Source organism: Pseudomonas sp. 51_B, from assembly GCF_017491595.1.
In the GTDB taxonomy this organism is placed as follows: Bacteria; Pseudomonadota; Gammaproteobacteria; order Pseudomonadales; family Pseudomonadaceae; genus Aquipseudomonas; species Aquipseudomonas promysalinigenes.
Genome location: NZ_JAFGYW010000022.1, coordinates 14,327 through 39,033 on the forward strand (window position 1 = coordinate 14,327; position 24,707 = coordinate 39,033).

The 24,707-nt window shown below is 62.0% G+C and carries 21 protein-coding genes; 9 read left to right on the plus strand and 12 right to left on the minus strand.

Going from position 1 to position 24,707, the window contains the following annotated elements; translation table 11 throughout:
• Window positions 1-237: 237 nt before the first annotated feature.
• Window positions 238-2,139, plus strand: a complete 1,902-nt coding sequence (estP, locus tag J5M56_RS19355; RefSeq protein WP_207937561.1) for an esterase EstP — start codon at window positions 238-240, stop codon at window positions 2,137-2,139.
• A gap of 86 nt (window positions 2,140-2,225) precedes the next feature.
• Here estP and trpE read toward each other — a convergent pair whose 3' ends face one another.
• From trpE to J5M56_RS19400, 9 genes are all read right to left on the minus strand, one after another.
• The gene (gene trpE / locus J5M56_RS19360; RefSeq protein WP_207937562.1) at window positions 2,226-3,707 is read right to left on the minus strand and encodes an anthranilate synthase component I; all 1,482 of its coding nucleotides are present in this window, start codon (window positions 3,705-3,707) and stop codon (window positions 2,226-2,228) included.
• Between the two features lie 70 nt (window positions 3,708-3,777).
• Window positions 3,778-4,596, minus strand: coding sequence for a phosphoglycolate phosphatase (locus J5M56_RS19365; RefSeq protein ID WP_207937563.1), 819 nt, complete (start codon window positions 4,594-4,596; stop codon window positions 3,778-3,780).
• The gene (rpe, locus tag J5M56_RS19370) at window positions 4,593-5,267 is read right to left on the minus strand and encodes a ribulose-phosphate 3-epimerase (protein ID WP_207937564.1); all 675 of its coding nucleotides are present in this window, start codon (window positions 5,265-5,267) and stop codon (window positions 4,593-4,595) included. The genes J5M56_RS19365 and rpe overlap by 4 nt, the downstream gene beginning before the upstream one ends.
• Before the next feature lie 193 nt (window positions 5,268-5,460).
• Window positions 5,461-6,288 carry an ABC transporter permease gene (locus tag J5M56_RS19375; RefSeq protein WP_060477481.1) on the minus strand — a complete coding sequence of 276 codons (828 nt, stop codon included), beginning with the start codon at window positions 6,286-6,288 and terminating at the stop codon, window positions 5,461-5,463.
• Window positions 6,289-6,299: 11 nt separating this feature from the next.
• On the minus strand, window positions 6,300-7,547 hold the full coding sequence (locus J5M56_RS19380) for an ABC transporter permease (RefSeq protein WP_186478648.1): 1,248 nt from the start codon (window positions 7,545-7,547) through the stop codon (window positions 6,300-6,302).
• Between the two features lie 60 nt (window positions 7,548-7,607).
• Window positions 7,608-8,642, minus strand: a complete 1,035-nt coding sequence (locus tag J5M56_RS19385; protein ID WP_207937565.1) for an ABC transporter substrate-binding protein — start codon at window positions 8,640-8,642, stop codon at window positions 7,608-7,610.
• Between the two features lie 40 nt (window positions 8,643-8,682).
• Window positions 8,683-9,807 carry an ABC transporter ATP-binding protein gene (locus J5M56_RS19390; RefSeq protein WP_060477478.1) on the minus strand — a complete coding sequence of 375 codons (1,125 nt, stop codon included), beginning with the start codon at window positions 9,805-9,807 and terminating at the stop codon, window positions 8,683-8,685.
• Between the two features lie 292 nt (window positions 9,808-10,099).
• The gene (locus tag J5M56_RS19395) at window positions 10,100-10,729 is read right to left on the minus strand and encodes a response regulator transcription factor (protein ID WP_060477477.1); all 630 of its coding nucleotides are present in this window, start codon (window positions 10,727-10,729) and stop codon (window positions 10,100-10,102) included.
• 10 nt (window positions 10,730-10,739) lie between these two features.
• Complete coding sequence (locus tag J5M56_RS19400; protein ID WP_207937566.1) at window positions 10,740-13,127, minus strand: sensor histidine kinase; 2,388 nt, start codon at window positions 13,125-13,127, stop codon at window positions 10,740-10,742.
• Window positions 13,128-13,222: 95 nt separating this feature from the next.
• Here J5M56_RS19400 and J5M56_RS19405 point away from each other — a divergent pair, with 95 nt between their 5' ends.
• Window positions 13,223-14,224 carry an alpha/beta hydrolase family protein gene (locus J5M56_RS19405; protein ID WP_186478644.1) on the plus strand — a complete coding sequence of 334 codons (1,002 nt, stop codon included), beginning with the start codon at window positions 13,223-13,225 and terminating at the stop codon, window positions 14,222-14,224.
• Between the two features lie 27 nt (window positions 14,225-14,251).
• Here the strand turns inward: J5M56_RS19405 and J5M56_RS19410 are convergent, their stop codons facing one another.
• From J5M56_RS19410 to J5M56_RS19420, 3 genes are read right to left on the minus strand one after another with little or no spacing between them, the layout of a single operon-like run.
• Window positions 14,252-15,016, minus strand: a complete 765-nt coding sequence (locus J5M56_RS19410; RefSeq protein ID WP_186478643.1) for a TerB family tellurite resistance protein — start codon at window positions 15,014-15,016, stop codon at window positions 14,252-14,254.
• A 1-nt stretch (window position 15,017) separates the two neighbouring features.
• Window positions 15,018-15,689 (minus strand): N-acetylmuramate alpha-1-phosphate uridylyltransferase MurU, encoded by a 672-nt coding sequence (murU, locus tag J5M56_RS19415; protein WP_186478642.1) that lies wholly within the window; start codon window positions 15,687-15,689, stop codon window positions 15,018-15,020.
• Window positions 15,686-16,705, minus strand: a complete 1,020-nt coding sequence (locus J5M56_RS19420) for a phosphotransferase (protein WP_207937567.1) — start codon at window positions 16,703-16,705, stop codon at window positions 15,686-15,688. The genes murU and J5M56_RS19420 overlap by 4 nt, the downstream gene beginning before the upstream one ends.
• Window positions 16,706-16,835: 130 nt before the next feature.
• Here J5M56_RS19420 and J5M56_RS19425 point away from each other — a divergent pair, with 130 nt between their 5' ends.
• The 7 genes from J5M56_RS19425 to glpE all read left to right on the plus strand — a co-directional run bounded on the left by J5M56_RS19425 (window position 16,836) and on the right by glpE (window position 24,448).
• Window positions 16,836-19,640 carry an LPS-assembly protein LptD gene (locus tag J5M56_RS19425; protein ID WP_207937568.1) on the plus strand — a complete coding sequence of 935 codons (2,805 nt, stop codon included), beginning with the start codon at window positions 16,836-16,838 and terminating at the stop codon, window positions 19,638-19,640.
• Window positions 19,621-20,940, plus strand: a complete 1,320-nt coding sequence (gene surA, locus J5M56_RS19430) for a peptidylprolyl isomerase SurA (protein WP_060477470.1) — start codon at window positions 19,621-19,623, stop codon at window positions 20,938-20,940. The genes J5M56_RS19425 and surA overlap by 20 nt, the downstream gene beginning before the upstream one ends.
• Complete coding sequence (pdxA, locus tag J5M56_RS19435) at window positions 20,937-21,926, plus strand: 4-hydroxythreonine-4-phosphate dehydrogenase PdxA (RefSeq protein WP_186478639.1); 990 nt, start codon at window positions 20,937-20,939, stop codon at window positions 21,924-21,926. The genes surA and pdxA overlap by 4 nt, the downstream gene beginning before the upstream one ends.
• Entirely contained in the window at window positions 21,923-22,723 is an 801-nt protein-coding gene (gene rsmA, locus J5M56_RS19440; RefSeq protein ID WP_060477468.1) for a 16S rRNA (adenine(1518)-N(6)/adenine(1519)-N(6))-dimethyltransferase RsmA, read from the plus strand. The genes pdxA and rsmA overlap by 4 nt, the downstream gene beginning before the upstream one ends.
• A gap of 134 nt (window positions 22,724-22,857) precedes the next feature.
• Window positions 22,858-23,238 (plus strand): Co2+/Mg2+ efflux protein ApaG, encoded by a 381-nt coding sequence (gene apaG, locus J5M56_RS19445; protein WP_060477467.1) that lies wholly within the window; start codon window positions 22,858-22,860, stop codon window positions 23,236-23,238.
• Window positions 23,238-24,122: a symmetrical bis(5'-nucleosyl)-tetraphosphatase gene (locus J5M56_RS19450; protein ID WP_186478638.1), complete on the plus strand. Its 885-nt coding sequence runs from the start codon at window positions 23,238-23,240 to the stop codon at window positions 24,120-24,122. The genes apaG and J5M56_RS19450 overlap by 1 nt, the downstream gene beginning before the upstream one ends.
• Complete coding sequence (glpE, locus tag J5M56_RS19455; RefSeq protein WP_186478637.1) at window positions 24,119-24,448, plus strand: thiosulfate sulfurtransferase GlpE; 330 nt, start codon at window positions 24,119-24,121, stop codon at window positions 24,446-24,448. Before J5M56_RS19450 ends, glpE begins: the two co-directional genes overlap by 4 nt.
• Window positions 24,449-24,707: the final 259 nt, after the last annotated feature.

Consider the following 24,707-nt stretch of genomic DNA (forward strand, 5'->3'; position numbering starts at 1 on the left):
TAAAGTCAGGCGCGCCAACGCCAACGGGCGTGGGCCTTGATAACGCGCATCAAGAGTTTGCTGACGATCAACACAGAATAGGTCTCGCTCATACTTGCACGCACAGTAGCCTACCGGGACGGCGGGCGCAATATGCCCGTAAACACGGTGAAACCAATCGACTTGGGAGGCATGCCCGGCGATTTGCTAAGGTCAAGCAGCTAGTTCACATAAAAACAATGAAAAGGATGTTCAACGATGCGAAAAGCACCTTTGCTGGGCTTTGCCCTCGCCACCCTAGCCCTGGCCTGCAGCCAAGCCCTGGCGGGGCCATCCCCCTACTCGACCCTGGTAGTGTTCGGTGACAGCCTCAATGATGCGGGGCAGTTTCCTGACCTGACCGGTGGCACTTTGGGCATGCGCTTCACCAACCGTGATGCCGATGGCCAATACGCTCCGGTATCGCCGATGATTCTCGGTGGCAAGCTGGGCCTGAGCGCAGCCGAGCTCGGGCCGTCGACCTCGCTGAGCCACCAGGCCCTTGGCCTGCCCGACGGCAACAACTGGGCAGTTGGCGGCTATACCACCCAGCAGATCCTCGACTCGATCACGACTACATCCAGGGCTGTCATACCACCCGGCCAAATTGGCGCGGGAACATCGCTGCGCGATCGGCCTGGCTACCTGGCCAACGGCTTGAGCGCCGATCCAAATGCTCTGTATTACCTTGCCGGTGGCGGCAATGACTTCCTCCAGGGCCTGGTCAACAGCCCTGCCGATGCCGCTGCGGCCGGTGCTCGCCTGGCCTCAAGCGCCCAAGCGCTACAACAGGGCGGCGCCCGCTACATCATGGTGTGGATGCTGCCAGACCTGGGGCAGACGCCAAACTTCAGCGGCACACCACAGCAGACTGCACTCTCGCAGCTGTCCGGCGTGTTCAACCAGTCGTTGGTCAGCCAGCTGGGCCGTATCGACGCCGAGATCATCCCGCTCAACATCCCGGTGCTTCTCAGCGAAGCGGTAGCCAGCCCGGCGCAGTTCGGCTTGGCGGCCGATCAAAACCTCATCGCCACCTGTTACAGCGGTAACGGCTGTGTGGAAAACCCACTCTATGGAGCCAACGGCACCCTACCTGACCCGAGCAAGCTGTTGTTCAACGACTCGGTGCACCCGACCATCGCCGGGCAGCAACTGATCGCAGACTACGCCTACTCGATCATATCCGCGCCATGGGAACTGACCCTGCTGCCAGAGATGGCACATGCCAGCCTGCGCGCACATCAGGATGAACTGCGCAATCAATGGCAATCACCATGGCAGGCTGTCGGCCAATGGCAGGCTTTCGTCAGCACGGGCGCCCAGCACTTGGACTTTGACGCGCAGCCCGGCGCTGCCAGCGCGGACGGGCGTGGCTACAACCTGACTCTTGGCGGCAGCTACCGGCTTAACGATGCCTGGCGCGTCGGTCTTGCCGGCGGCGTATACCGGCAGAAGCTGGAAGCCGGTGAACAGGACTCGGACTACAAACTCGACAGCTATCTGGCCAGTGCCTTCGCCCAGTTCAGCCAGAACCGCTGGTGGGCCGATGCTGCACTCAGTGCCGGCCAATTGGACTATCGTGACCTCAAGCGGACCTTCGCGCTGGGCATCAACGACCGTAGTGAAAAAGGTGACACCGATGGCCAAGCCTGGGCCGTTACTGCGCGCCTAGGCTACAACCTGGCGGCCGACGGCAGCCGCTGGCAATTGGCCCCCTTCATCAGCGGCGACTACGCGCACGTGAAGGTTGATGGCTATGACGAAAAGAGTGGCCGCTCGACAGCGCTGGGCGTCGATGACCAAGACCGTACATCACGGCGCCTGGGGCTTGGGCTGTTGGGCAGTGTACAGGTAATGCCGAGCACCAAGCTGTTCGCCGAGGTGGCGCAAGAGCACGAGTTTGAGGATGACCAGCAGGATGTGACCCTGCACCTGACGACATTGCCGGGCAATAACTTCACGCTGACAGGTTATACGCCCCACAGCGACCTGACCCGGGCGAGCCTGGGGGTGAGCCATGAACTGGTGGCGGGGGTGCACCTGCAAGGTAACTACAACTGGCGCAAGAGCGACGAGCTCAGGCAACAAGGTGTGAACCTGAGTGTCAGCGTCGATTTCTAGAGAGGCGCGACCCAGTCATGGGTGAACCCGCTCCTACAGGCAGCACAATTGTCGAGTACGGCAATCGCCTGTGGAGCGGGCACCTGTTACTTAGCAGAGGTCTGTTCGGCCAAGGCCACTGCGCGGAACATGGCACGGCGCTTATTGATGGTTTCTTCCCACTCCAGCGCGGGCACCGAGTCGGCGACGATACCGCCACCCGCCTGCACATGCAGCTCCCCATCTTTGATGACTGCGGTACGGATGGCAATCGCGGTATCCATGTTGCCGTTCCAGGCGAAGTAACCCACCGCACCACCGTAGACGCCGCGCTTGACCGGCTCCAGCTCGTCGATGATCTCCATTGCGCGGATCTTCGGCGCACCCGACAACGTCCCTGCCGGCAAGATCGCCCGTAACGCGTCCATCGCGGTCAGGCCCTCGCGCAAGTGGCCTGTTACGTTGGAAACGATGTGCATCACGTTCGAATAACGCTCGATGACCATTTTCTCGGTCAGCCGCACGCTACCAGTGGAGGACACTCGGCCAACGTCGTTACGGCCGAGGTCGATCAGCATCAAGTGCTCGGCGATTTCCTTGTCATCCGAGAGCAAATCGTCTTCCAGCGCCCGGTCGGCCTCCTCGGTCGCGCCGCGCGGGCGAGTCCCGGCAATCGGCCGCACCGTCACCAGATTGTCTTCCACGCGCACCAGCACTTCCGGCGAGCTGCCAACCACATGGAAGTCGCCGAAGTTGAAGAAGTACATATAAGGCGTCGGGTTGAAGCAACGCAGGGCACGGTAGAGGTCGATCGGTGCAGCCTTGAAATCGATCGACATGCGCTGGGATGGCACTACCTGCATGCAGTCACCCGCCAGAATATATTCCTTGATTCGCCCTACCGCATTTTCATAATCGTCGCGGGTATAGCTTGAGCGGAACTCAGGCTCGGCTGCCATCGGGCCACTGAGGTCCAGGCCCCGGCGTGGGGTGATGGGCTGACGCAGTTTCTCCAGCAAGCCTTGCAGGCGGGCCTGCCCTTGCTCGAAGGCCTGCTCCTGGGCAGGGTCGACCAACACGATGGCGTGCATCTTGCCCGCTAGGTTATCGAATACCACCACCGCATCGGAAACCATCAACAGGATGTCCGGCACGCCCAACGGATCTGGGTTGGGGCTTGCACCGAGGCGTTTTTCCACATACCTGACACAGTCGTAGCCGAAATAGCCAACCAGGCCGCCATTGAAACGTGGCAGCCCAGCAATGTCGGCGACCTTGTACCGCTCCTTGAAGCGCTCGACGAAGGCCAGCGGGTCTTCGACGTCATGGCTTTCGATCTCTACGCCATCATGCAGAATGCTCACGTGATAGCCATGCACGCGCAACACGGTGCGCGACGGCAGGCCAATCATCGAGTAACGGCCCCACTTCTCGCCGCCCTGCACAGACTCGAGCAGATAGGAGTTGGGTTGATCGGCCAGTTTCAGATAGATCGACAGCGGTGTGTCGAAGTCGGCCAGGGTTTCACAGGCCAAAGGGATGCGGTTGTAGCCGGTAGCGGCCAGGCGCAGAAATTCTTCGCGGGTCATGGGTAGCCTCGTGGCAAGCAGCAATAGGGTCGGGCAAGCGGACGGGCCGGCAGGCGCCGGCGGGCAGGAGTCAGGCGCGCCAGCGCCAACGGGCCAGGGCCTTGATGACTTTCATCCAGAATTTGCCAGTGACCGCCACGGGGGACTCTCTGTCTTGGGAGGCTTGAACGTCCGCCAACGTTATCCCAGTGGCCGGGTCTGCGCAACCGGGCAGCAATGCGCGAAGGTCGTCGACTACCAGGCTGGGGGATTCTTCGGTGATCGGCCGGCCGTGGTTGTAGCCGTAGGTCAGGCCCACCGATTGCACGCCTGCCGCCTTGGCCGCCTGCACATCGCTGCGCGAGTCACCGACGAACAACGACTGCTGGGGGCTGACGCCGGCCATTTGCATGACGAACAGCAGCGCCGCCGGGTCGGGCTTTTTCTGCGGCAGCGTATCGCCGCCAATGATCCAGCGGAAATACCGGCCGATTTTCATCTGGTCGAGCAACGGCGCGACGAATCGCTCCGGCTTATTGGTAATCAGCGCCATCTCGACGCCCTGCTTGTGTAGCCAGCGCAAAGTATCCTTCACACCCGGATAAAGCACGGTGAGCTCATGGCTTTGGGCATAGGCCTCCATGAACAACGCCAGGCCTTTTTCGGCCAAAGCATCATCCACGGTATCGTGCTCGATGCCGCCTGCCAGGGCACGGCGCACCAGCACCTGGGCGCCATTGCCGACCCAGTGGCGTACTGCCTCCAGGCCTGCCGGTGGGCGCCCAAGTTCGAGCAGCATGCGGTCCACGGCAGCGGCCAGGTCAGGTACCGAGTCGATCAGGGTGCCGTCCAGATCAAACATCACCAGCCTGGGCAGCGCCCCCGGGAACAGCTGCTCGAAGCCGCTCATGGGCGGGCCTGAGCCAGTTCGGCGCGCATCTTGGCGATGACTTCCTGGTAGTCCGGCGCGTTGAAGATCGCCGAGCCCGCCACGAAGGTATCCGCGCCAGCGGCAGCGATTTCACGGATGTTGTTGACGTTGACGCCACCGTCGATTTCCAGGCGGATGTCGCGGCCACTGGCGTCGATCAAGGCGCGGGCTTCGCGCAGCTTGTCGAGGGTGCCTGGGATGAACTTCTGCCCGCCAAAGCCTGGGTTCACGCTCATCAGCAGTACCATGTCGACCTTGTCCATCACGTACTTCAAGGCATCCAGGCTGGTGGCCGGGTTGAACACCAGGCCGGCCTTGCATCCGCCATCCTTGATCAACTGCAGCGAGCGGTCGATGTGCTGCGAGGCTTCCGGATGGAAAGTGATGTAGGTGGCACCGGCTTCGATGAAGTCGCCGATGATACGGTCGACCGGGCTTACCATCAGGTGTACGTCGATCGGTGCGGCCACGCCGTATTTGCGCAGCGCGGAGCACACCATCGGGCCGATGGTCAGGTTGGGGACGTAATGGTTGTCCATGACATCGAAGTGAACGATGTCGGCACCCGCAGCCAATACCTTGTCGACGTCCTCGCCAAGACGGGCGAAATCGGCAGAGAGTATGGAGGGGGCAATAGCGTAGGGCTGCATGGCGCACCTGTTGGCAGAATCACGGTGGCACGCATTGTAACTCAGGGAAGCAGTTGAAGGCTGATTAGCATCAACCTGAACCGGCCTCTTTGCGGCGAAAGCCGCTTCCACGGTTTTCAGTGCGTCTCACTGCCTGCGCAGGCTCGGTGAGAGCGGCTTAGCCGCGAAAAGGCCGGTTCACGGGGTAACCTGATCAGGCAGGCTGCTGGGTCCTGAGCTTCTCGCTGCGCCCGCGCAGCCACTCCAGCGTCAGCAACAGCACCACCGAGAAGGCGATCAGCAGGGTCGCCGCCGCTGCAATGGTCGGGCTGAGGTTTTCGCGAATGCCACTGAACATTTGCCGTGGCAAAGTCGCCTGCTCAGGCCCGGCGAGGAACAGCGTCACCACCACTTCATCGAAGGAAGTGGCGAAGGCGAACAGCGCGCCTGAAATCACACCCGGGGCAATCAGCGGCAAGGTCACCCGACGGAAGGTCAACAGCGGCGAGGCACCCAGGCTGGCCGCAGCGCGTACCAAGTTGTAGTTGAAGCCCTGCAAGGTTGCCGACACGGTGATGATGACGAAAGGTACGCCCAACACCGCATGCACCAGAATCAACGAGGTAAAGCTGTTGCCCAGGCCCAGCGGCGCAAAGAACAGGTAACTGGCCACACCGATGATTACCACCGGCACCACCATGGGCGAAATAACCAGCGCCATCACCAGCGACTTGCCCGGGAAATCGCCACGGGTCAGACCAATCGAGGCCAGGGTGCCGAACACCATCGCTAGTACGGTGGCCGCTGGCGCGACGATGATGCTGTTCTTCAGCGCACGCATCCACTCGGCCGAGGCGAAGAAGTCGTGATACCACTGCAGCGAAAAGCCCTGCAGCGGATACACCAGAAAGCTGCCGCTGTTGAACGAAAGCGGCACGATCACCAGCACCGGCAGCACCAGGAAAAGCAGTATCAAGCCGCAAAGGATGCGCAGGGTGTAGAACCAAACCCGTTCGACGGGCGACATGTAGGGGCTCAGCATCTCAAGGCTCCTCAGCTCAGGCGCAGGCGGCTGGCGCCGACCAGCCAGCTATAGATCAGGTACAGCAGCACGGTCGCCAGCAGCAACAGCCCGCCTAGCGCGGTAGCCATGCCCCAGTTGATGCTGGTGTTGGTGTAGAAGGCGACGAAGTAACTGACCATCTGGTCGTTGGGGCTGCCGAGCAGGGCCGGGGTGATGTAATAGCCGATGGCCAGAATGAACACCAACAGGCAACCGGCGCCCACCCCCGCGTATGTCTGCGGGAAATACACCCGCCAGAAGCTCGCAAACGGGTGGCAGCCAAGGGAAATCGCCGCGCGCATGTAGCTGGGCGAGATCCCCTTCATGACGCTGTACAGCGGCAGGATCATGAACGGCAGCAGGATGTGCACCATCGAGATGTAGACCCCGGTGCGGTTGAACACCAGTTCCAGCGGTTGGTCGATGATGCCGATCGCCATCAGAGCACTGTTGATCAGGCCTCCGGACTGCAGCAACACGATCCACGCAGCCACTCGCACGAGGATCGAAGTCCAGAACGGTAGCAGCACCAGAATCATCAGCAGGTTGCTTTGCCGCGTCGGCAGGTTGGCCAGCAGGTAGGCCAGCGGGTAGGCCAGCACCAGGCAGATGGCGGTGATCACCACACCCATCCACAGGGTGCGGGCGAAGATGTCCAGGTAGATCGCTTGGTCCGGCGTGGTCTTGGCCAGCTCGCCGAGATCATCGATGCGGTGGTCCACCGAGGCCAGCAGGTAGAACGGGGTCACCGAGCTGGTGTTGCGGCGGATCGCCTGCCAGTAAGCAGGATCGCCCCAGCGCTCGTCCAGCGCCTGCAGGGCATCCTTATAAGAAGCAGGCTCGGCCTTAAACGGCATTGCCCGTGCAGTTTTGGCCAGCAGGCTGCGGTAACCGGCCAACTCCATGTTCAGGCGTTTGGAAAGGTCGCCCAACGTTTGGTTCTTGCGCGATTCGGCCAGGTCCTGGCTCAGCGCCTTGTAGACGTCTTCGCCTGGCAGGCTCTTGCCGTCCCACTGGCTGATCAACTCGACGGTGCGCGGCAAGCCGCCGACTACCTCCGGGTTGCCGACGCTCTTGTACAGCAGCGCGGCGATCGGCACCAGAAACACCAACAGAAGAAACAGCGCCAGCGGCGCGATCAACGCCTGCGCTTTCCAGCGGTTGACCCGCTCGGCACGTTTGAGGCGCTGTTTAAGATTTGGACCTGCGCCTTCGTTGAGGGGCACTGCAATGGCCATGGCGAACTCCGCGATACAGGCTGAAATTGGGGCCGCCAAGCGGCCCCGCTTCCCGGGTTGTTACTTCTTAGCCGCCCAGGCGTTGAAGCGTTGCTCCAGCTGCTCGCTGTTGTCAGCCCAGAAGGCCACGTCGATCTGCACCTGGTTGGCAATGTTCTCAGGCGTGGTCGGCATATCCTTCTTCACCGCTTCGGCCAGCAGTGGTACGGCTTTGGAGTTGGCCGGGCCGTAGGCGATGTTCTCGGAGTAGATCTTCTGCTGCTCAGGCTGCAAGGTGTAGGCGATGAACTTCTTCGCTTCGTCGGCATTCTTGGCGCCTTTGGGGATCGCCCAGGCGTCGAAGTCGTAGATGCCACCGTTCCACACCACCTTGAGGTTACTTTCTTTCTGCACCGCAGCGATGCGGCCGTTGTAAGCCGAACTCATGACCACGTCACCGGAGGCAAGGTACTGCGGTGGCTGGGCACCGGCTTCCCACCATTGAATGCTTGGTTTGAGTTCGTCGAGTTTCTTGAAGGCGCGGTCCACACCTTGTTTGGTGCCCAGCACCTGGTACACGTCTTTGGGCGCAACGCCGTCTGCCATAAGGGCGAACTCGAGGGTGTACTTGGCCCCTTTGCGCAGGCCACGCTTACCCGGGAATTTCTTGGTGTCCCAGAAGTCTGCCCAGCTGGTAGGTGCGGTCTTGAGTTTGTCGGCGTTATAGGCCAGCACCGTCGACCAGACGAAGAAGCCCACGCCGCATGGCTGGATTGCGCCCTTCACATAGTCGGACTCGTTGCCGAACAGCGCAGGGTCGAGCTCTTCGAACATGCCTTCATCGCAGCCGCGGGCCAGCTCCGGCGACTCTACCTCCACCAGGTTCCACGACACACTGTTGGTATCGACCATGGCTTTGACCTTGGCCATTTCACCGTTGTACTCGCCCGCAACGATCTTGCCCTTGCCGGCCTTCTCCCATGGCTCGTAGAACGCCTTGACCTGGGCCGCCTTGTTGGCACCGCCGAAGGAAACCACGGTCAGATCCGCCGCCATGCTTTGGCCAGCGGCGCACAGGCCGAGGGCCAGGGCGGTCAGTTTCAACTGCTTGCGCATTATTATTCTCTCCACAGTACAGGGTTGGTGAAGCAATCGATCAGTGGGCTTCGGCAATCGGATCGAGCGCGCGGGCGTGCTCCACCTCCCAGCCCAGCGGTACCACATCGCCCACGGCCAGCGCCGGGTCGAGTTCGGCGATTGGCTGCTTGACGAAGAAGTCAGCTTTGCCACAGACCTCCAGGCGCACCCGCACGTGGTCGCCCAGGTAAATGAACTCAGCCACCCGGCCGGAGAAGCGGTTGACGCAGTTTTCGCTGTGCCCGTTGAGACGCACCCGCTCGGGACGAATGGACAGGGTCACTGGCTCACCGGCCTGGCCCACGTTCACTGCCAGTGCCTCGACCTTCTCACCACGGGCCAGTTGCACCTGGCAGCGGTTACCGTCCCGGGACACCAGGGTGCCGTTGATGCGGTTGTTTTCGCCGATGAAGTTGGCAACGAAGGTATTGCTGGGTTGCTCATACAGTGTGCGGGGGTCAGCGATCTGCTGGATCTCGCCCTGGTGGAACACCGCCACACGGTCGGACATGGTCAGTGCTTCACCCTGATCGTGGGTCACATAGACCACGGTCACGCCCAGGCGCTGATGAATGTGCTTGATCTCCATCTGCATGTGTTCACGCAGTTGTTTGTCCAGGGCACCCAGCGGCTCGTCCATCAGCACCAGCTGAGGCTCGAACACCAAAGCCCGCGCCAGCGCGACGCGCTGCTGCTGGCCGCCCGACAGCTGGCCGGGGTAGCGCTTGGCGAATGCATCGAGCTGTACCATGTTCAGCACACGTTTGACCCGCTCGCTGATATCGGTTTTGCTCAGGCCGCGCACGGTCAGTGGAAACGCCAAGTTCTCAGCCACGGTCATGTGCGGGAACAGTGCGTAGTTCTGGAACACCATGCCGATGTCGCGCTTGTGCGGTGGCACATTGTTGATCGACCGCCCGGCCAACTGAATTTCACCGGCGGTGGGGGTTTCGAAGCCGGCCAGCATCATAAGGCTGGTGGTCTTGCCCGAGCCGGAAGGGCCAAGCAGGGTGAGGAACTCACCTTTGCGAATGTCCAGGTTGAGGTTTTTGACGATCAGCGATTCGCCGTCGTAGCTCTTTTGCACACCACGGAAACTGACCAGCGTCTCGCTGGTAGCAGCGTTCGAGTTCGCCTCGCTCATGCCTGCACCTTCTTGTTGGAATGACTGCGTAGGCAAAAGATTAGATGAGCCGCGAACGCTGGAAAATCGGCTGCGCTGAGAGAATGCCATCATCCACATGGAAGATTCGCTGTAGGGATTGCCCTACAAGAGCGGCGCTTTCAGCACAGCCATGAATCGCTATGCAAGCGAGCTCGCCCGTGATCGGGCCAGCCAAAGCCCCGCAGAAGGCAGGCCAGGCGCCTTGCGAGTAAATCGGCCCACTGCAAGGTTGGCCACGCCATACAGGGGGCAGCTGTCGCGATCAGAACAGTCAGACCAGTTTGTGCTCCATGGCGTACTTCACCAGCTCCGCCAGCGAATTGACCTTGAGCTTCTGCATCAACCTGGCTTTATGGGTGCTTATGGTTTTGCTCGACAGCGCCAACTGCTGGGCGATGTCGTTGACATTGGCGCCGTGGGCCAGGCGCTCGAATACCGAGAACTCTCGTTCCGACAGCAGCGTGTGCAGCGGGCGGGTTTCGGTCAGCCCCACTTCGAAGACCATACGATCGGCCAGCGCCGGGTCGATGTAGCGCCCACCGCTGGCAACCCGCCGGATCGCGGTCAACAACAAGGCCGGGTCACTGTCCTTGGTCGCATACCCGGCGGCGCCAGCCTTTAGCGCGCGTGCTGCCATCTGTGCTTCATCGTGCATCGACAACATCAGAATCGCCGGGGCATCGTGCAGGGCACGGATGCGCGGGATCGCCTCCAGGCCGCTGACCCCCGGCATGGAAATATCCAGCAGTACCACTTCGCAGGGGCTGTGGCGCAGGGCTTCGAGCAACTGCTCACCATTGCCCGCCTCCCCTACCACTTGCATGTCCTTGGCCAGGCCGATCAGCTGTTTGATGCCCTCACGGACAATGGTGTGGTCCTCGGCCACCAGCACTCGAATCACGCTCACTCTCCTATTCCAAAGGTATGGCCACGCTCAGGCGGGTGCCTTCGCCGGGCTCACTGTCCAGCACCATGGTGCCACCGAGCATCAACACACGCTCTCGCATGCCGACCAGGCCGAACGATGCGGGCCTGGGCTGATCGCAACAGAACCCACTGCCATCGTCACTGACCGTCATGCGCAGTTGCGCATTCTCACGTATCAGCTCGATCTCCACGCTATGCGCCTTGGCGTGGCGCATCACATTGGTCAGCGCCTCCTGCAGAATGCGGAACAACCCCGTGGCCTTGGCATCGCTCAATGCCGGCAGATTATCCGGTACCTGCACCAGGCAAGGTATGTGCGTACGCGCCTCGAAGCGCCGCGCCTGCCATTCGATGGCCGAAGCGATGCCAGCGTCGAGGATCGGCGGGCGCAGGGCGGTGGCGACATCGCGCACCAACTGGAACAGTTGCCCGATCAGGCGCTTCATACTACCCAAGCGCTCATGCAGCGCCGGGTCGAGCTCGGCGAAGGCCAGTTCGCACATCGACACTTCCAGTTTGAGTACTGTCAGCATCTGCCCCAGCTCGTCATGCACCTCACGGGCAATCCGCGCCTTCTCTTCTTCGCGCACACTCTCAAGGTGCGCCGACAACTCGCGCAACTGCTCCTGGGAGCTGGCCAGCGCCAGCTCGGCGCGTTTGCCTTGGGTGATGTCCCAGACGATGCCGTCCCACGCCACCCGCCCGTTGGGCAAACGGCGGGCGCTGGCCTTGATGTCGGCCCAGCGCTGCTCGCCATGGCGAGTGAGGATACGCCCCTGCCACGACCAGTCCTGATCACCGGCAATGGCTAGATCCTGAACCTGGTGGTAATCGGCCCGGTCGTCAGGGTGAACCAGGTTGCGCAGCCCCATCTGCGGGTGCTGGATTTGCGCGGGGGTGTAGCCGACCAGGGCCTCGCTGCCCTCGCTGATGTAGGGAAATTCCGGCTCCCCTTGCGCTGGCGCCGGCTCAAGGCGGAACACCAGGCCTGGCACGTTGCCCGCGATGCCTTTAAGCCGCGCCTCACTTTCACGCAGCGCTGCCAGGGCGCGATGGCGTTCAGTCACATCGGCCAGATACACCACCAGGTATTCGGCATCGCGAAAGCGCAGGAAGCTCAGCGACAGCTCCACCGGCAGCAGGCTGCCATCGGCCCGCCGGCAGTGCGTCTCGAAACGCCGTGTTTCGTCTGCGCCGGCACGGGCGCCCTTCCAGAGCTCGAGCCAACGGTCCATGTTCAGGTTAGGCTCGAAATCTATCAGTGGCCGCTCCAGCAACTGGGCCTCGGCGTAGCCGAGCATATTTTCGGCTGCCTGGTTGGCATAGCGCACGTGGCTGTCCCAGTTGACCCAAAGAATGCCTACAGTGCTTTGATCGATGGAGAACTGGCTAAGGCGCAGCGCCTGCTCGCGCCCCTGACGTTCAGCCAGGTTTTCCCGCGCCGCCAGCAAGCCGCGCTCCAGTTGCCGTTGCTGGCGGCGCTGCCACACCACTGTGGCCACGGCGCATAGCAGCAACAGGCCGAACAGCAATGCCAGGTTCTGCCAGAACCCAGGTGATTCGCTCAAACGAGGGTACTTGGGCTGCAACCAGCGCTGGTGCATTTGCTCAAGTGACTTGGCCGGGATGGCCTGTAAGCCCCGCTCAAGCACATCGGCCAGCACCGGCCAGTCGCGCCGCGAGCCTACCCGAAGTAACTGCGGCAAGCCGATATCACCTACCACCACCAACTCGGCGAACTCGCTTTCGCGAGACAACCGACTCAACTGGGCTTCATCGAGCACCGCATAACCGGCCTGGCCTGCGACCACCAGTTGCAAAGCCTCGCGCTCACTCGGTACGCCCTGTAGGTTTAGGTTGCTGTAGTTGCCGCGCAGGTAATCGGCCAGGGCACTGGGCATGCGTACCGCAACGCGGGTTTGCCCGTCGAGTTTTTCCAGCTCCACGGCCATCGCGCCGGTGCGCGGCCCCACCACCAGCTGTGGAACCCGCATGTAGGGGTCACTGAACAGCCATAGGCGCAGGCTGGCCGGTGTTTGCATCAAGCCGGGCGCAAAGTCGATTTCACCGGCCTGCAGGGCATGTTCAAGGCTGGCCTGGTCAGTAAAGTTACGCCAGGTCAGGTCCAGGCCTAGCGCCTGGCCCAGTTGGGCAACCAACTCGACGTTGGCGCCGTAAAGCTGCTGCAGACGGTGATCGAATTGCGCATACGGCGCCTGCAATACCAGGCCCACCCGCAAGCTGCGATGGCTGTCGAGCCATTGCTGCTGAGCAGGCTCCAGCACCACAGTCGGCGCCGCTGGCGGCAGTGCCAGAGCGATCAAGGGCAGGCACAACACGCCGATAACCAACAGGCGACGCAATCGCTTCATCAATACGCTCATCTGGGTAAGGGCGGCCATGGGGCGTGGCCGTCGCGGGCAAATACTATTAGGCTGCCGGAATCATTCTGGCCTTGGGTTGATTCATGATCACACTTTATCGCACGACACTGGCAATGTGCTGCCTGGCCTCACTCCTGCCATTTGGCGCCGTGGCTGGCGATGCCGCCAAACCAGAAACCGCTGCCCAGGCCGGCGCTGCCCCCGTCACACGCCCACCCCTGCTCGAACGCAGCCAAGAAGATGCACTGGCCCTGGAGCGGCAAGTACCCAAAGCCGAACAGCAGACCTTGCAAGCCGGGGCAGACAACTTTCTAGCGCTCTGGAAGCCGGCCAATGACAGCGACCCCAAGGGTGCCGTGATCATCGTGCCTGGCGCAGGTGAGAATGCCGATTGGCCCAACGCCGTCGGCCCGCTGCGGCGCAAGTTCCCTGATGCCGGCTGGCACAGCCTGAGCGTAAGCTTGCCCGATCTGCTGGCCGAGGCGCCGCAAGCGCGAGTCGATGCCAAACCAGCGTCAGAGCCTGACAACAAGCCCGGCGAAAGCGCGCCGGCCAAGGACACACCTGCCGACGCCAACGCCAACGTCGCGCAAGCCACCGCTGCCGATGTCGATACCGCAGAAAGCACCGACGCCGTGCAAGCCAGCGACCAGAATGACGCAGCCGATGCCGAACGCATCTTTGCCCGCTTGGACGCAGCCGTGGCGTTTGCCCAGCAGCACAATTCGCGCAGCATCGTGCTGATCGGCCACGGCAGCGGTGCTTACTGGGCCGCGCGCTACCTGAGCGAAAAGCAACCTCCGCAAGTACACAAATTGGTGATGATCGCTGCACAGACGCCAGCACGGGTCGAACATGACCTGCAAAGCCTGACGCCGACCCTCAAAGTGCCCACCGCCGACCTTTATTTCGCCACCCGCACTGCCGACCGCAATGCCGCAGCGCTTCGCCTTCAGGCCAGTAAGCGGCAGAAGGACAGCCAGTACAAACAGCTGTCGCTGATTGCCATGTCGGCCAACCAGGAGGGTGAGCAGGAGCAGGTGTTCCGCCGCGTGAGGGGCTGGCTGAGCCCACAACAGCAGTGACGTCAAGGCGCGCTAGGCGCCCTGCTGCTAGAAACCGCGCCGCTTGCGCACGATGGCATAGGCCTGGTGCAGCTCGCGAGTGCGCTCGGTCGCCTCGCGCACCTGCGCCTCGCTTGCGCCACTCCCCGCCAGCTTGTCTGGGTGATGCTTGCTGACCAGGCGTCGGTAGGCCTGCTTGACCTGATCGGCTTCGGTGTCGGCCTCCACGCCCAGCAAGCGCAGGGCGGACGCGTAATTCATCACCCCACTTGCAACCTGCGCCTTGCGCGGTTCGTATTCCAGCGACATCGCTTGAACCTGGCGGCGGCTGAGGCCCAACTTGTGCCCCCATTCCAGCAGCAGCTCGCGCTCGTGCCGACCGGCCTTGCCATCAGCCCATGCCATACGCCAGCAAGCGCGCAGCGTGCCCTCGGCGGCATGGGGCTGCATACGGATACGACGCAGGTGGCCTGCCAGCCGGTCTTTGCCCGCCTTGCCCCGGTTGAACGCGGCAATGGCCCGCAAACGAGCAGCTTCGGGCATGTCGAGGCGGACCATTTCCTGGCGAGCCTGCTGGATGTGCTGCTCGGCCACACGGCCATCGCTCTTGGCCAACCGCCCAAGCAATACGAACAGCAATTCGTCATCCTGCAGTGGCGAGCGACCGCCAAGGCGCTCGCGCATGTCGTCCCAACCCTGCAAACGCAGGCGTCGGTCCATCGCCTGGCCCAACAAAGCTCCCAGCAATGCACCGGGAATGCTGGCAACCGCAAAACCTGCGCCCAATCCGATCAGCGTGCCTGGCCACCACATCTCAGGCGCGCTCGCTGATCAAGCGCTCGGCCTCGGCCAAACGCTCCAGAGTGCCGACATCCACCCAATGGCCGCGGTAGTGCTCGCCAGTCACCTTGGCTTCGGTCATGGCCCGGCGCAGCAATGGCGCCAGCTTGAAGGCACCGGCCTGGCAGCCTTCGAACAAAGCCGGATGCAATACCGAGAGGCCGCTGAAGGTAAGCGTACCAGGGGCGTCGTCGCCATCGATCACCCGGCCGGCGCTTAGGCGGAAGTCGCCCCGCCCGTGGTGCCCAGGGTTATCGACCAACACCAGATGCGCAAGCCCCGGCAACGGTGCGCGCAGGCGAGCAAGATCGTAATCGGTCCAGACATCGCCATTGATCAGCGCAAAGGGCTCATCGCCCAGCATCGGCAAAGCCTTGAAGATCCCACCGCCGGTCTCCAGCGGCTCGCCTTCGGGCGAATAACGGATGCGCAGGCTGAAACGGCTACCATCGCCAAGATGGTCTTCGATCTGCTGGCCAAGCCAGGCGTGGTTGATCACCACGTCGGTAAAACCGGCTGCTGCCAGCGCACGCAGGTGGTACTCGATCAACGGCTGACCCGCGACCGGCACCAGCGGTTTGGGGGTATGCAGGGTGAGCGGGCGCATGCGCTCGCCTTTACCTGCTGCAAGAATCATTGCCTTCATGCACGCGCTCCGGCTTGCAACTCGCCGATCAGGCGGCCCAGCTCGGCGAGCTCAGGGCGACGGCTGACCACTTCTTCTATATAGGCGAAGAATCGCGGAACGTCGGCCAGATAACGAGGTTTTCCGTCACGGTGGCAAATGCGCGCGAAGATCCCGATGACCTTGAGGTGGCGCTGCACGCCCATCAGGTCGCTGGCGCGCTGGAACTCTTCGAATACCGGCTGCACTGGGATGCCAGCGGCTCGCGCCTGGTCCCAGTAGCGACGCAGCCAGCCCTGGACCTGTGCTTGCGGCCAGCTGAGGAACGCGTCCTTGAACAGACAGGTGATGTCGTAGGTGACCGGGCCGTAGACAGCATCCTGAAAGTCCAGCACGCCTGGGTTGGGGCTACTTTGCATCAGGTTGCGCGGCATGTAGTCACGGTGCACCAGCACTTTGGGCTGGGCCAGGGCGCTGTCGATCAGCAACTGGCTGACGCGCTGCCAGGTGGCCTGCTGTGCGGCGGTGAAGGCAAGGCCCAGCTCCCGTCCCACATACCACTCGGGGAACAGTTCGACTTCGCGGCGCAGCAAGGCGTCATCGTAATGGGGCAGCGGCGCATCCATTGGCAGGCGCTGGAAAGCCAAGAGCGCGTCAATGGCATCGGCGAACAGCGCATCGGCGTTGTCCTGTTGGATGATGTCCAGGTAGGTCTGGTGGCCCAGATCCCCCAGCAACAGGAAGCCACGTTCCAGGTCCTGGGCATGGATTTGCGGCACATGCACCCCGGCGCCTGCCAGCAAATGGTCGATGGCGACGAACGGTCGGCAATTTTCCTGAGGTGGGGGCGCGTCCATGATCACGAAGCTGCGCCCGGCCCCCTGCCAACGGAAGTAGCGGCGGAAGCTGGCATCACTGCTGGCGGCGGCCAGGCTGCCCTCGGGCACATCGCCCCAGGCGTTGTCGCGAAAGAGTCGATCGAGCTGCTCATGGAGCCAGACAGTCAGTTGTTGCAGGCGTACATCGTGATCAGGCATTACAAGGGTCTCCGACGGCCCTAGCCGTCAAGCGGGTCATGCTTTATTATCCAGCATCTTTTTCAGACCATCGAGAGGCGTGCGGCCCCACACGCGGGCAGATGGCACGCAGGAAGCCCGGACTAATAAGATGGCATTGAAATCCCCCGCGTTTCGTAGAAAGTTTCCGTTGCTGGTAACCGGCGGTCTGCTGGCCATGCAACCTCTGGCCACCTCTTATGTGGTGGCAGCCGAGCAGTTCGACTGCCAAGTGTCCGCCTCCGGTGGTTGGGACTGCAAGCCCAAGACCCCAGTCAGCAATCTGCCTCCGCGTCCGGTGCATGACGGTGCCGCGCTTACGGCCGGTACTGAAGCCGAGCCGGTCGAAGCCCAGAGCGCCGACAAGCCGATGCTGGTCACCGAGGCCAAGGGCCGTGGTCTGAAGTCGCGCAGCGAAGACTACAGCCACCTCGACTGGGTACCCCGCGATAAGCTCACTGCAGCCCAGCTGGCCGAAACCGGCCCGTACTGCGGCGGTGCATACATCGAGCCCATTCGCCCCGGCATGGCTGACACCACGCCCAAGGACGAGTCGCCAACCTACATCAACGCCAAGGTGTCCAAGTACCAGCAGGAGCAGCAAATCGCTACCCTCGCTGGCGACGTGGTCATGCGCCAGGGCAGCATGCAGGCAGAAGCCGACGAGGCCAACCTGTACCAGGCCGAGAACCGTGGCGAGCTCAAGGGCAACGTCAAGATTCGCGACAATGGCTCGCTGGTCGTCGGTGACCAGGCACAGATCCAGCTCGACACCGGTGAAGCCCAGGTCGACAACGCCGAATACGTGATGCACAAGTCGCACATCCGCGGCAATGCCCTGTACGCCAAGCGTGGCGAAAACGCCATCATCCGCCTCAAGGACGGTACGTACACCACGTGCGAACCAGGCAGCAACGCCTGGCAGCTCAAAGGCAACAACATCACCCTGAACCCGGCGACCGGTTTCGGTACTGCGACCAACGTCACCCTGCGGGTCAAAGATTTTCCGGTGCTCTACACACCGTACATCTACTTCCCGATCGACGACCGTCGTCAGTCCGGCTTCCTGCCGCCATCGTTCAGCAGCACCAGCGACACCGGCTTCATGCTGGTCACGCCGTACTACTTCAACCTGGCGCCGAACTATGACGCCACGTTGTACCCGCGCTACATGACCAAGCGCGGCTTGCTGATGGAAGGCGAGTTCCGCTACCTGACCAAGTCCAGCGAAGGCCAGTTCGGTGGGGCGTTCCTCAGTGATGAGAGCGACGACCGCAAGCTACAGACGGACTACAAGAAAGACCGCTGGATGATCAACTGGCAGCACAAAGGTGGCCTGGACGAGCGCCTGATGACTGAAGTCGACTACACCGACATCAGCGACCCGTTCTACTTCCAGGATCTTGAAACCGATCAGATTGGCGTCAAGAGCCGCGATGTGGTCAACCAGCAAGGTGCCCTGACCTGGCGTGGCGACACTTACACTGCTCGCCTAAATGCGCAAGCGTACGAAATGGCGACCTTGTCGCAGATCACTCCGTACGACAAGCTGCCGCAGATTACTTTTGACGGCGCACTACCGTTCCACCCAGGCGGCTTGAACCTGGGCTACGAGACCGAGGCCGTTCGCTTCGACCGCGATTTGAAAAATGGCACGGTGTACGACAAGGACGGCAACCTGGACATCACCGCTGGCACCGATGGACGTCGGCTGGACCAGAACATCACTGGCATTGCACGGGCCAACGGTACTCGCCTGAATGTGGCTCCTTCGATCAGCCTGCCGATGCAAGCGAGCTACGGCTATTTCACGCCAAAGCTGAAATACGCTTACACCCAGTATGACCTTGACCTGGACAGCCAGGGCAAAGCACAAGCGATTGCTCAATCAGCGGACTCTGCGTATGGCAGCTATAACAGCAGCGTGAGCCGTGACATTCCGATCGCCTCTATCGACAGTGGCCTGTACTTTGACCGCAACACTTCGCTGTTTGGCACCAACTATCGCCAGACACTCGAACCGCGTCTGTTCTACCTCTACGTCCCATACAAGGACCAGAAGGACATCCCGCTGTTCGACACCAGCGAAACGCTATTCAGCTACGACTCGCTGTTCCGCGATAACCGCTTCTCCGGCACCGATCGCATCGGTGACGAGAACAAATTGTCGCTGGGCGTGACCACCCGCTGGATCGAAGACAACGGCTTCGAGCGTCAGAACTTCAGCATCGGCCAGGCTTACTACTTCAAGGACCGCAAGGTCCAGCTGCCAGGCATCGACTATCGCAACCGTAAGGGCGCTCAATCCGATGTATCGCCGTACGCCCTGGTGTACAACTACTACTTCAACCGCGACTGGCGCTTCAATTCGGACTTCAACTGGGACCCGGATAGCCACAGCACCCGCTCGGGCAGCGCGATGTTCCATTACCAGCCTGAGGACAACCCGAACAAGGTGGTTAACGTCGGTTATCGCTACCGCAACGACACCATCGCCTATGACTCCACCACCGGTACCTGGAAAGTGGACGGCGGCGACTACGGCACCCCAGGCGATCCGAACTACATCAAGGACTACTACAAGATCCAGCAGCACGACTTCTCGGTCATCTGGCCGATCGTGCCGCAATGGAGCGTCATCGCCCGCTGGCAGCATGACTACAACCGCAACCGCACCCTGGAAGCCATGGGTGGTTTCGAGTACGACAACTGCTGCTGGAAGCTGCGCCTGATCAACCGTTACTGGATCGACTACGACGACTTCAGCCAGGCTACCCCGCAAAATGAAAAGGGTGACCACGGCATCTTCCTGCAGATCGTGCTGAAAGGCCTCGGTGGTGTAGTAGGCAATAAAGTCGAATCGTTCCTCGACCAAGGCATTCAAGGTTACCGTACACGTGAAGACCAAGCTTATTGATCGACTGCGCCCAGTGTTGCTGGGCGCTGCATTGCTGAGTGGCGCGGTACATGCCGCGGTACAACCTCTGGACCGCGTGGTGGCCATCGTCGACAACGACGTGGTTATGCAAAGCCAACTGGACCAGCGCGTCCACGAGGTGCAGCAGACCATCGCCAAGCGCGGCGGCGGCGTGCCGCCGTCCGGCGCGCTGCAGCAGCAGGTACTGGAACGCCTGATCGTCGAGAACCTGCAATTGCAGATCGGCGAACGCTCCGGCATCCGCATCACCGACGAAGAACTGAACCAGGCCATCGCCACCATCGCCCAGCGCAATGGCATGTCCCTGGAGCAGTTCCGCGCCGCCCTGGCCCATGACGGTCTGTCGTTCGACGACGCCCGTGAGCAGGTCAAGCGCGAGATGATCATCAGCCGCGTGCGCCAGCGCCGCGTTGCCGAGCGTATCCAGGTTTCCGAGCAGGAAGTGAAGAACTTCCTCAATTCAGACATGGGCAAGATGCAGATGTCGGAAGAGTATCGCCTGGCCAACATCCTCATCCCGACCCCGGAAGCCGCCAACTCTGACGACATCCAGAAAGCCGCACGCAAAGTGGGTGACCTGTACCAGCAACTGCGCCAGGGTGCTGACTTCGGCCAGCTCGCTATTGCCAACTCGGCCAGCGAAAACGCCTTGGAAGGCGGAGAAATGGGCTGGCGCAAAGCTGCGCAGTTGCCACCGGACTTCGCCAAGATGCTCAGCAGCATGGCTGTGGGCGACATTACCCAGCCTATCCGTATTCCTAACGGTTTCATCCTGCTGAAGCTGGAAGAGAAGCGTGGCGGTGGCGAGAACGTGCTGCGTGACGAAGTGCATGTGCGCCACATCCTGATCAAGCCGAGTGAAATTCGCAGCGAAGCGGCTACCAAGCAACTGGCCGAGCGTCTGTACGAGCGCATCCAGAACGGCGAAGACTTCGCCGAACTGGCCAAGAGCTTCTCGGAAGACCCAGGTTCGGCGCTCAACGGCGGCGACCTCAACTGGGTAGACCCGAACAGCCTGGTACCGGAGTTCCGCGAGCAGATGGCCAACGCCCAGCAAGGCGTAGTGACCAAACCGTTCAAGACCCAGTACGGCTGGCATGTCCTGGAAGTGCTGGGCCGCCGCGCTACCGACAGCACTGAACAGGCACGCGAGCAGCAAGCCATGAATGTGTTGCGCAACCGCAAGTACGACGAAGAGCTGCAGACTTGGCTGCGCCAGATCCGCGATGAAGCCTACGTTGAAATCAAACTGCCTGGCGCCGACCAGGCTGCACAGTGAAGCCTCTGCGCTTCGCCGTCACTCCCGGTGAACCAGCCGGCATAGGCCCTGACCTGTGCCTGCTGCTCGCCGCCGAGGCCCAGCCCCACCCCCTGATTGCCATCACCAGCCGTGACCTGCTCGCCGAGCGGGCCGCGCAGCTGGGGCTGGCTGTCAGCCTGCTACCGGTAATGCCGGGCCAATGGCCCGAGCAGCCCGCACCTGCAGGCAGCCTCTATGTGTGGGACACCCCTTTGGCCGCCAAGGTGGTGCCAGGTCAGCTGAACGGCGCCAACGCGTCATTCGTACTGGAAACACTGACCCGTGCCGGCCAAGCGTGCCTCGACGGGCAATTCGCCGGAATGATCACCGCACCGGTGCACAAAGGCATCATCAACGAAAGCGGTATCCCCTTTTCGGGCCACACCGAATTCCTCGCCGACCTGACGCACACCGCTCAGGTTGTGATGATGCTGGCAACTCGCGGTTTGCGCGTTGCCTTGGTGACCACTCACCTGCCGCTGCGCGATATCGCCGATGCCATTACCGCCGAGCGTGTGGAGCGGGTCACCCGTATCCTGCACGCCGACATGCGTGACAAGTTCGGCATCGCCAACCCACGCATCCTGGTTTGCGGCCTCAACCCGCATGCTGGGGAAGGCGGCCATCTTGGCCGCGAAGAAATCGACATCATCGAGCCAACACTGGCCCGCTTGCGTACCGAAGGCATGGACCTGCGCGGCCCGCTGCCGGCCGATACCCTGTTTACCCCCAAATATCTGGAGCACTGCGACGCGGTGCTGGCGATGTACCATGACCAGGGCCTGCCCGTACTCAAGTACAAAGGCTTTGGTGCTGCCGTCAACGTGACCCTGGGCCTGCCGATCATCCGCACGTCGGTGGACCACGGCACCGCCCTGGACCTGGCCGGAAGCGGCAAGGTCGACACCGGCAGCCTGCGAGTCGCCCTGGAAACCGCCTACCAGATGGCCGAGAACCGACCATGAACGAGCAATACCAACACCGGGCGCGCAAGCGCTTCGGGCAAAACTTCCTGCACGACGCGGGTATCATCGACCGCATTCTGCGGGCCATCAACGCCAAGGCTGGCGAACACCTGCTGGAAATCGGCCCGGGCCAGGGTGCTCTGACCGAAGGCCTGCTCGGCAGTGGCGCGCAGCTGGACGTGGTGGAGCTGGACAAGGACCTGGTACCTATCCTGCAACACAAGTTCGCCGGCCGTGACAACTTCCGCTTGCATCAGGGCGACGCCCTGAAATTCGACTTCAACCAGCTGGGCGTTCCGTCGCGCAGCCTGAAGGTGGTCGGGAACCTGCCCTACAACATCTCAACCCCACTGATCTTCCACTTGCTCAGCCATGCCGGGCTCATCCGCGACATGCACTTCATGTTGCAAAAAGAAGTGGTCGAGCGCATGGCTGCCGGCCCTGGCGGTGGCGATTGGGGCCGCTTGTCGATCATGGTGCAGTACCACTGCCGCGTGGAACACTTGTTCAATGTTGGCCCCGGTGCTTTCAATCCACCGCCGAAGGTGGACTCGGCGATCGTGCGCCTGGTCCCGCACGAAGTGCTGCCACACCCGGCCAAGGATGCACGCCTACTGGAGCAGGTAGTGCGCGAAGCGTTCAACCAGCGCCGCAAGACCCTGCGCAATACCCTCAAAGGCCTGCTCGACAGTGCAGCCATCGAGGCTGCGGGCGTGGACGGCAGCCTGCGCCCCGAGCAGCTTGACCTGGCAGCATTCGTGCGCCTGGCCGACCAGCTGGCAGCCCAACAAGGCTAACCGCCTGCACCGACGTCTTTGCCAGGCAAGCTCGCAAGGACGTCGGCCCCAGTTGTCAAAGCCCAGCACCGCTGGCCCTCCCCCCTATCAATGGCCTAGACTGCATTATTGCGTCAGTTCCCCAAGGCCTTTGCATGTCCGACCCTCGCTATCAAATCGACGTCAGCGTCGTGACCCGTTACCTGAAAGATCAATCCGACCCCGAAAGCAGTCGCTTTGCCTTCGCCTACACCATTACCGTGCAGAACAACGGCTCGGTCAAAGCCAAGCTGCTGTCACGGCATTGGCTGATCACCAACGGTGACGGTGAAGTCGAGGAGGTACGCGGCGCCGGTGTCGTTGGCCAGCAGCCGACCATCGAACCCGGCCAGAGCCATACCTACAGCAGCGGCGCAGTGATCAGCACGCGCGTTGGTACCATGCAGGGCAGCTACGAAATGTTCGCCGCGGACGGTAAACGCTTCGAAGCGCCCATCGCGCCCTTCCGCCTAGCCGTTCCTGGGGCGCTGCACTGATGGCCACGTATGCCGTGGGCGACCTGCAAGGTTGCCTGGAGCCGCTCAAGTGCCTGCTTGCACGGGTCGACTTCAATCCGGCGGTAGATCGTCTGTGGCTGGTCGGCGACTTGGTGAACCGCGGCCCCGAGTCGCTCGAAACCCTGCGCTATCTTTACTCGATCCGTCAGTCACTGGTGTGCGTGCTGGGCAACCATGACCTGCACCTGCTGGCCGCTTGGCGCAATGTCGAGCGCTTGAAGAAAAACGACACCTTGCGCGAGATCATCGAAGCGCCAGATGCCGACCGGCTGTTCGACTGGCTGCGCCAGCAGAAACTGCTGCATTACGACGAGCCGCGGGGTATCGCCCTGGTCCATGCCGGCATACCACCACAGTGGACACTGGGCCAGGCCCTGGAACGGGCCCATGAAGTCGAGCAGGTGCTGCGCGACGACAACCGCCTGCCGCTGTATCTGGATGGCATGTATGGCAACGAGCCCAGCAAGTGGAGCAAGAGCCTGGCCGGCGTGGAGCGGCTGCGGGTGATCACCAATTACCTTACCCGTATGCGCTTCTGCACTGCCGGCGGCAAGCTGGACCTCAAAAGCAAAGAAGGTTTGGCCACTGCGCCCAAAGGCTACAAGCCATGGTTCGCGCACAAAGAGCGCCGCTCGCGTCATGTGAAGATCATTTTCGGCCACTGGGCTGCGCTGCAGGGCCAGGTCGACGAGCCTGGCATCATTGCTCTGGACACTGGCTGCGTATGGGGCGGCGCCATGACCCTATACAATGTCGACACTGGGCAATACCACCGCTGCGACTGCACTGACGACGGCAACGCCCGCCAGTCGGCGCCGCCCACTACACTGAACGATCAACCCCCAAGAGAGCCGTACCCATGAGCGAATTCAAACGCATCCCTCCCGAGCAGGCCCTGGCCTTGCGCGCGCAAGGTGCGGTCGTCGTCGACATTCGCGACCCGCAAGCCTTCGCCGCCGGCCATATCACAGGTGCCCGGCACCTGGATAACCATTCGGTTGCAGACTTCATCCGCAATGCCGACCTCGACGCCCCGACGCTGGTGGTTTGCTACCACGGCAACTCCAGTCAGAGCGCTGCCGCCTATCTGGTCGGCCAGGGCTTCTCCGAGGTCTACAGCGTCGACGGCGGCTTCGAGCTATGGCGTACCACCTACCCCGCCGAAACCGCCCAGGGCGCTGCCGAATAAATTTTTTCATTTTCACTGCAGCCCGCGCCGCACGTGGGCTAGCAGCCCACCTGACGAACGGTCGTACGCAACTTCTCGATCTCGCGCCCTTGACCTTGCGCATAACCAACTATCCTTAAGCGCAGGCCATCCAAAAAAGGGGAGAGCCGGTACACCGGCGTGCGGGTCATCGGTAGCGTTTCAGGGTGTTCTGGGGGGTACACAGCAACCGGCGAACCCGGTTGCATGCCAGCATCAGCTGACTGATCCGGCGTCGTCT

Coding starts and splice junctions, on each gene's coding strand:
- estP (WP_207937561.1), top strand. CDS start 238: ATGCGAAAAGCACCTTTGCTGGGCTTTGCCCTCGCCACCCTAGCCCTG.
- trpE (WP_207937562.1), bottom strand. CDS start 3,707: ATGACCCGCGAAGAATTTCTGCGCCTGGCCGCTACCGGCTACAACCGC.
- J5M56_RS19365 (WP_207937563.1), bottom strand. CDS start 4,596: ATGAGCGGCTTCGAGCAGCTGTTCCCGGGGGCGCTGCCCAGGCTGGTG.
- rpe (WP_207937564.1), bottom strand. CDS start 5,267: ATGCAGCCCTACGCTATTGCCCCCTCCATACTCTCTGCCGATTTCGCC.
- J5M56_RS19375 (WP_060477481.1), bottom strand. CDS start 6,288: ATGCTGAGCCCCTACATGTCGCCCGTCGAACGGGTTTGGTTCTACACC.
- J5M56_RS19380 (WP_186478648.1), bottom strand. CDS start 7,547: ATGGCCATTGCAGTGCCCCTCAACGAAGGCGCAGGTCCAAATCTTAAA.
- J5M56_RS19385 (WP_207937565.1), bottom strand. CDS start 8,642: ATGCGCAAGCAGTTGAAACTGACCGCCCTGGCCCTCGGCCTGTGCGCC.
- J5M56_RS19390 (WP_060477478.1), bottom strand. CDS start 9,807: ATGAGCGAGGCGAACTCGAACGCTGCTACCAGCGAGACGCTGGTCAGT.
- J5M56_RS19400 (WP_207937566.1), bottom strand. CDS start 13,127: ATGAAGCGATTGCGTCGCCTGTTGGTTATCGGCGTGTTGTGCCTGCCC.
- J5M56_RS19405 (WP_186478644.1), top strand. CDS start 13,223: ATGATCACACTTTATCGCACGACACTGGCAATGTGCTGCCTGGCCTCA.
- J5M56_RS19410 (WP_186478643.1), bottom strand. CDS start 15,016: ATGTGGTGGCCAGGCACGCTGATCGGATTGGGCGCAGGTTTTGCGGTT.
- murU (WP_186478642.1), bottom strand. CDS start 15,689: ATGAAGGCAATGATTCTTGCAGCAGGTAAAGGCGAGCGCATGCGCCCG.
- J5M56_RS19420 (WP_207937567.1), bottom strand. CDS start 16,705: ATGCCTGATCACGATGTACGCCTGCAACAACTGACTGTCTGGCTCCAT.
- J5M56_RS19425 (WP_207937568.1), top strand. CDS start 16,836: ATGGCATTGAAATCCCCCGCGTTTCGTAGAAAGTTTCCGTTGCTGGTA.
- rsmA (WP_060477468.1), top strand. CDS start 21,923: ATGAACGAGCAATACCAACACCGGGCGCGCAAGCGCTTCGGGCAAAAC.
- apaG (WP_060477467.1), top strand. CDS start 22,858: ATGTCCGACCCTCGCTATCAAATCGACGTCAGCGTCGTGACCCGTTAC.
- J5M56_RS19450 (WP_186478638.1), top strand. CDS start 23,238: ATGGCCACGTATGCCGTGGGCGACCTGCAAGGTTGCCTGGAGCCGCTC.
- glpE (WP_186478637.1), top strand. CDS start 24,119: ATGAGCGAATTCAAACGCATCCCTCCCGAGCAGGCCCTGGCCTTGCGC.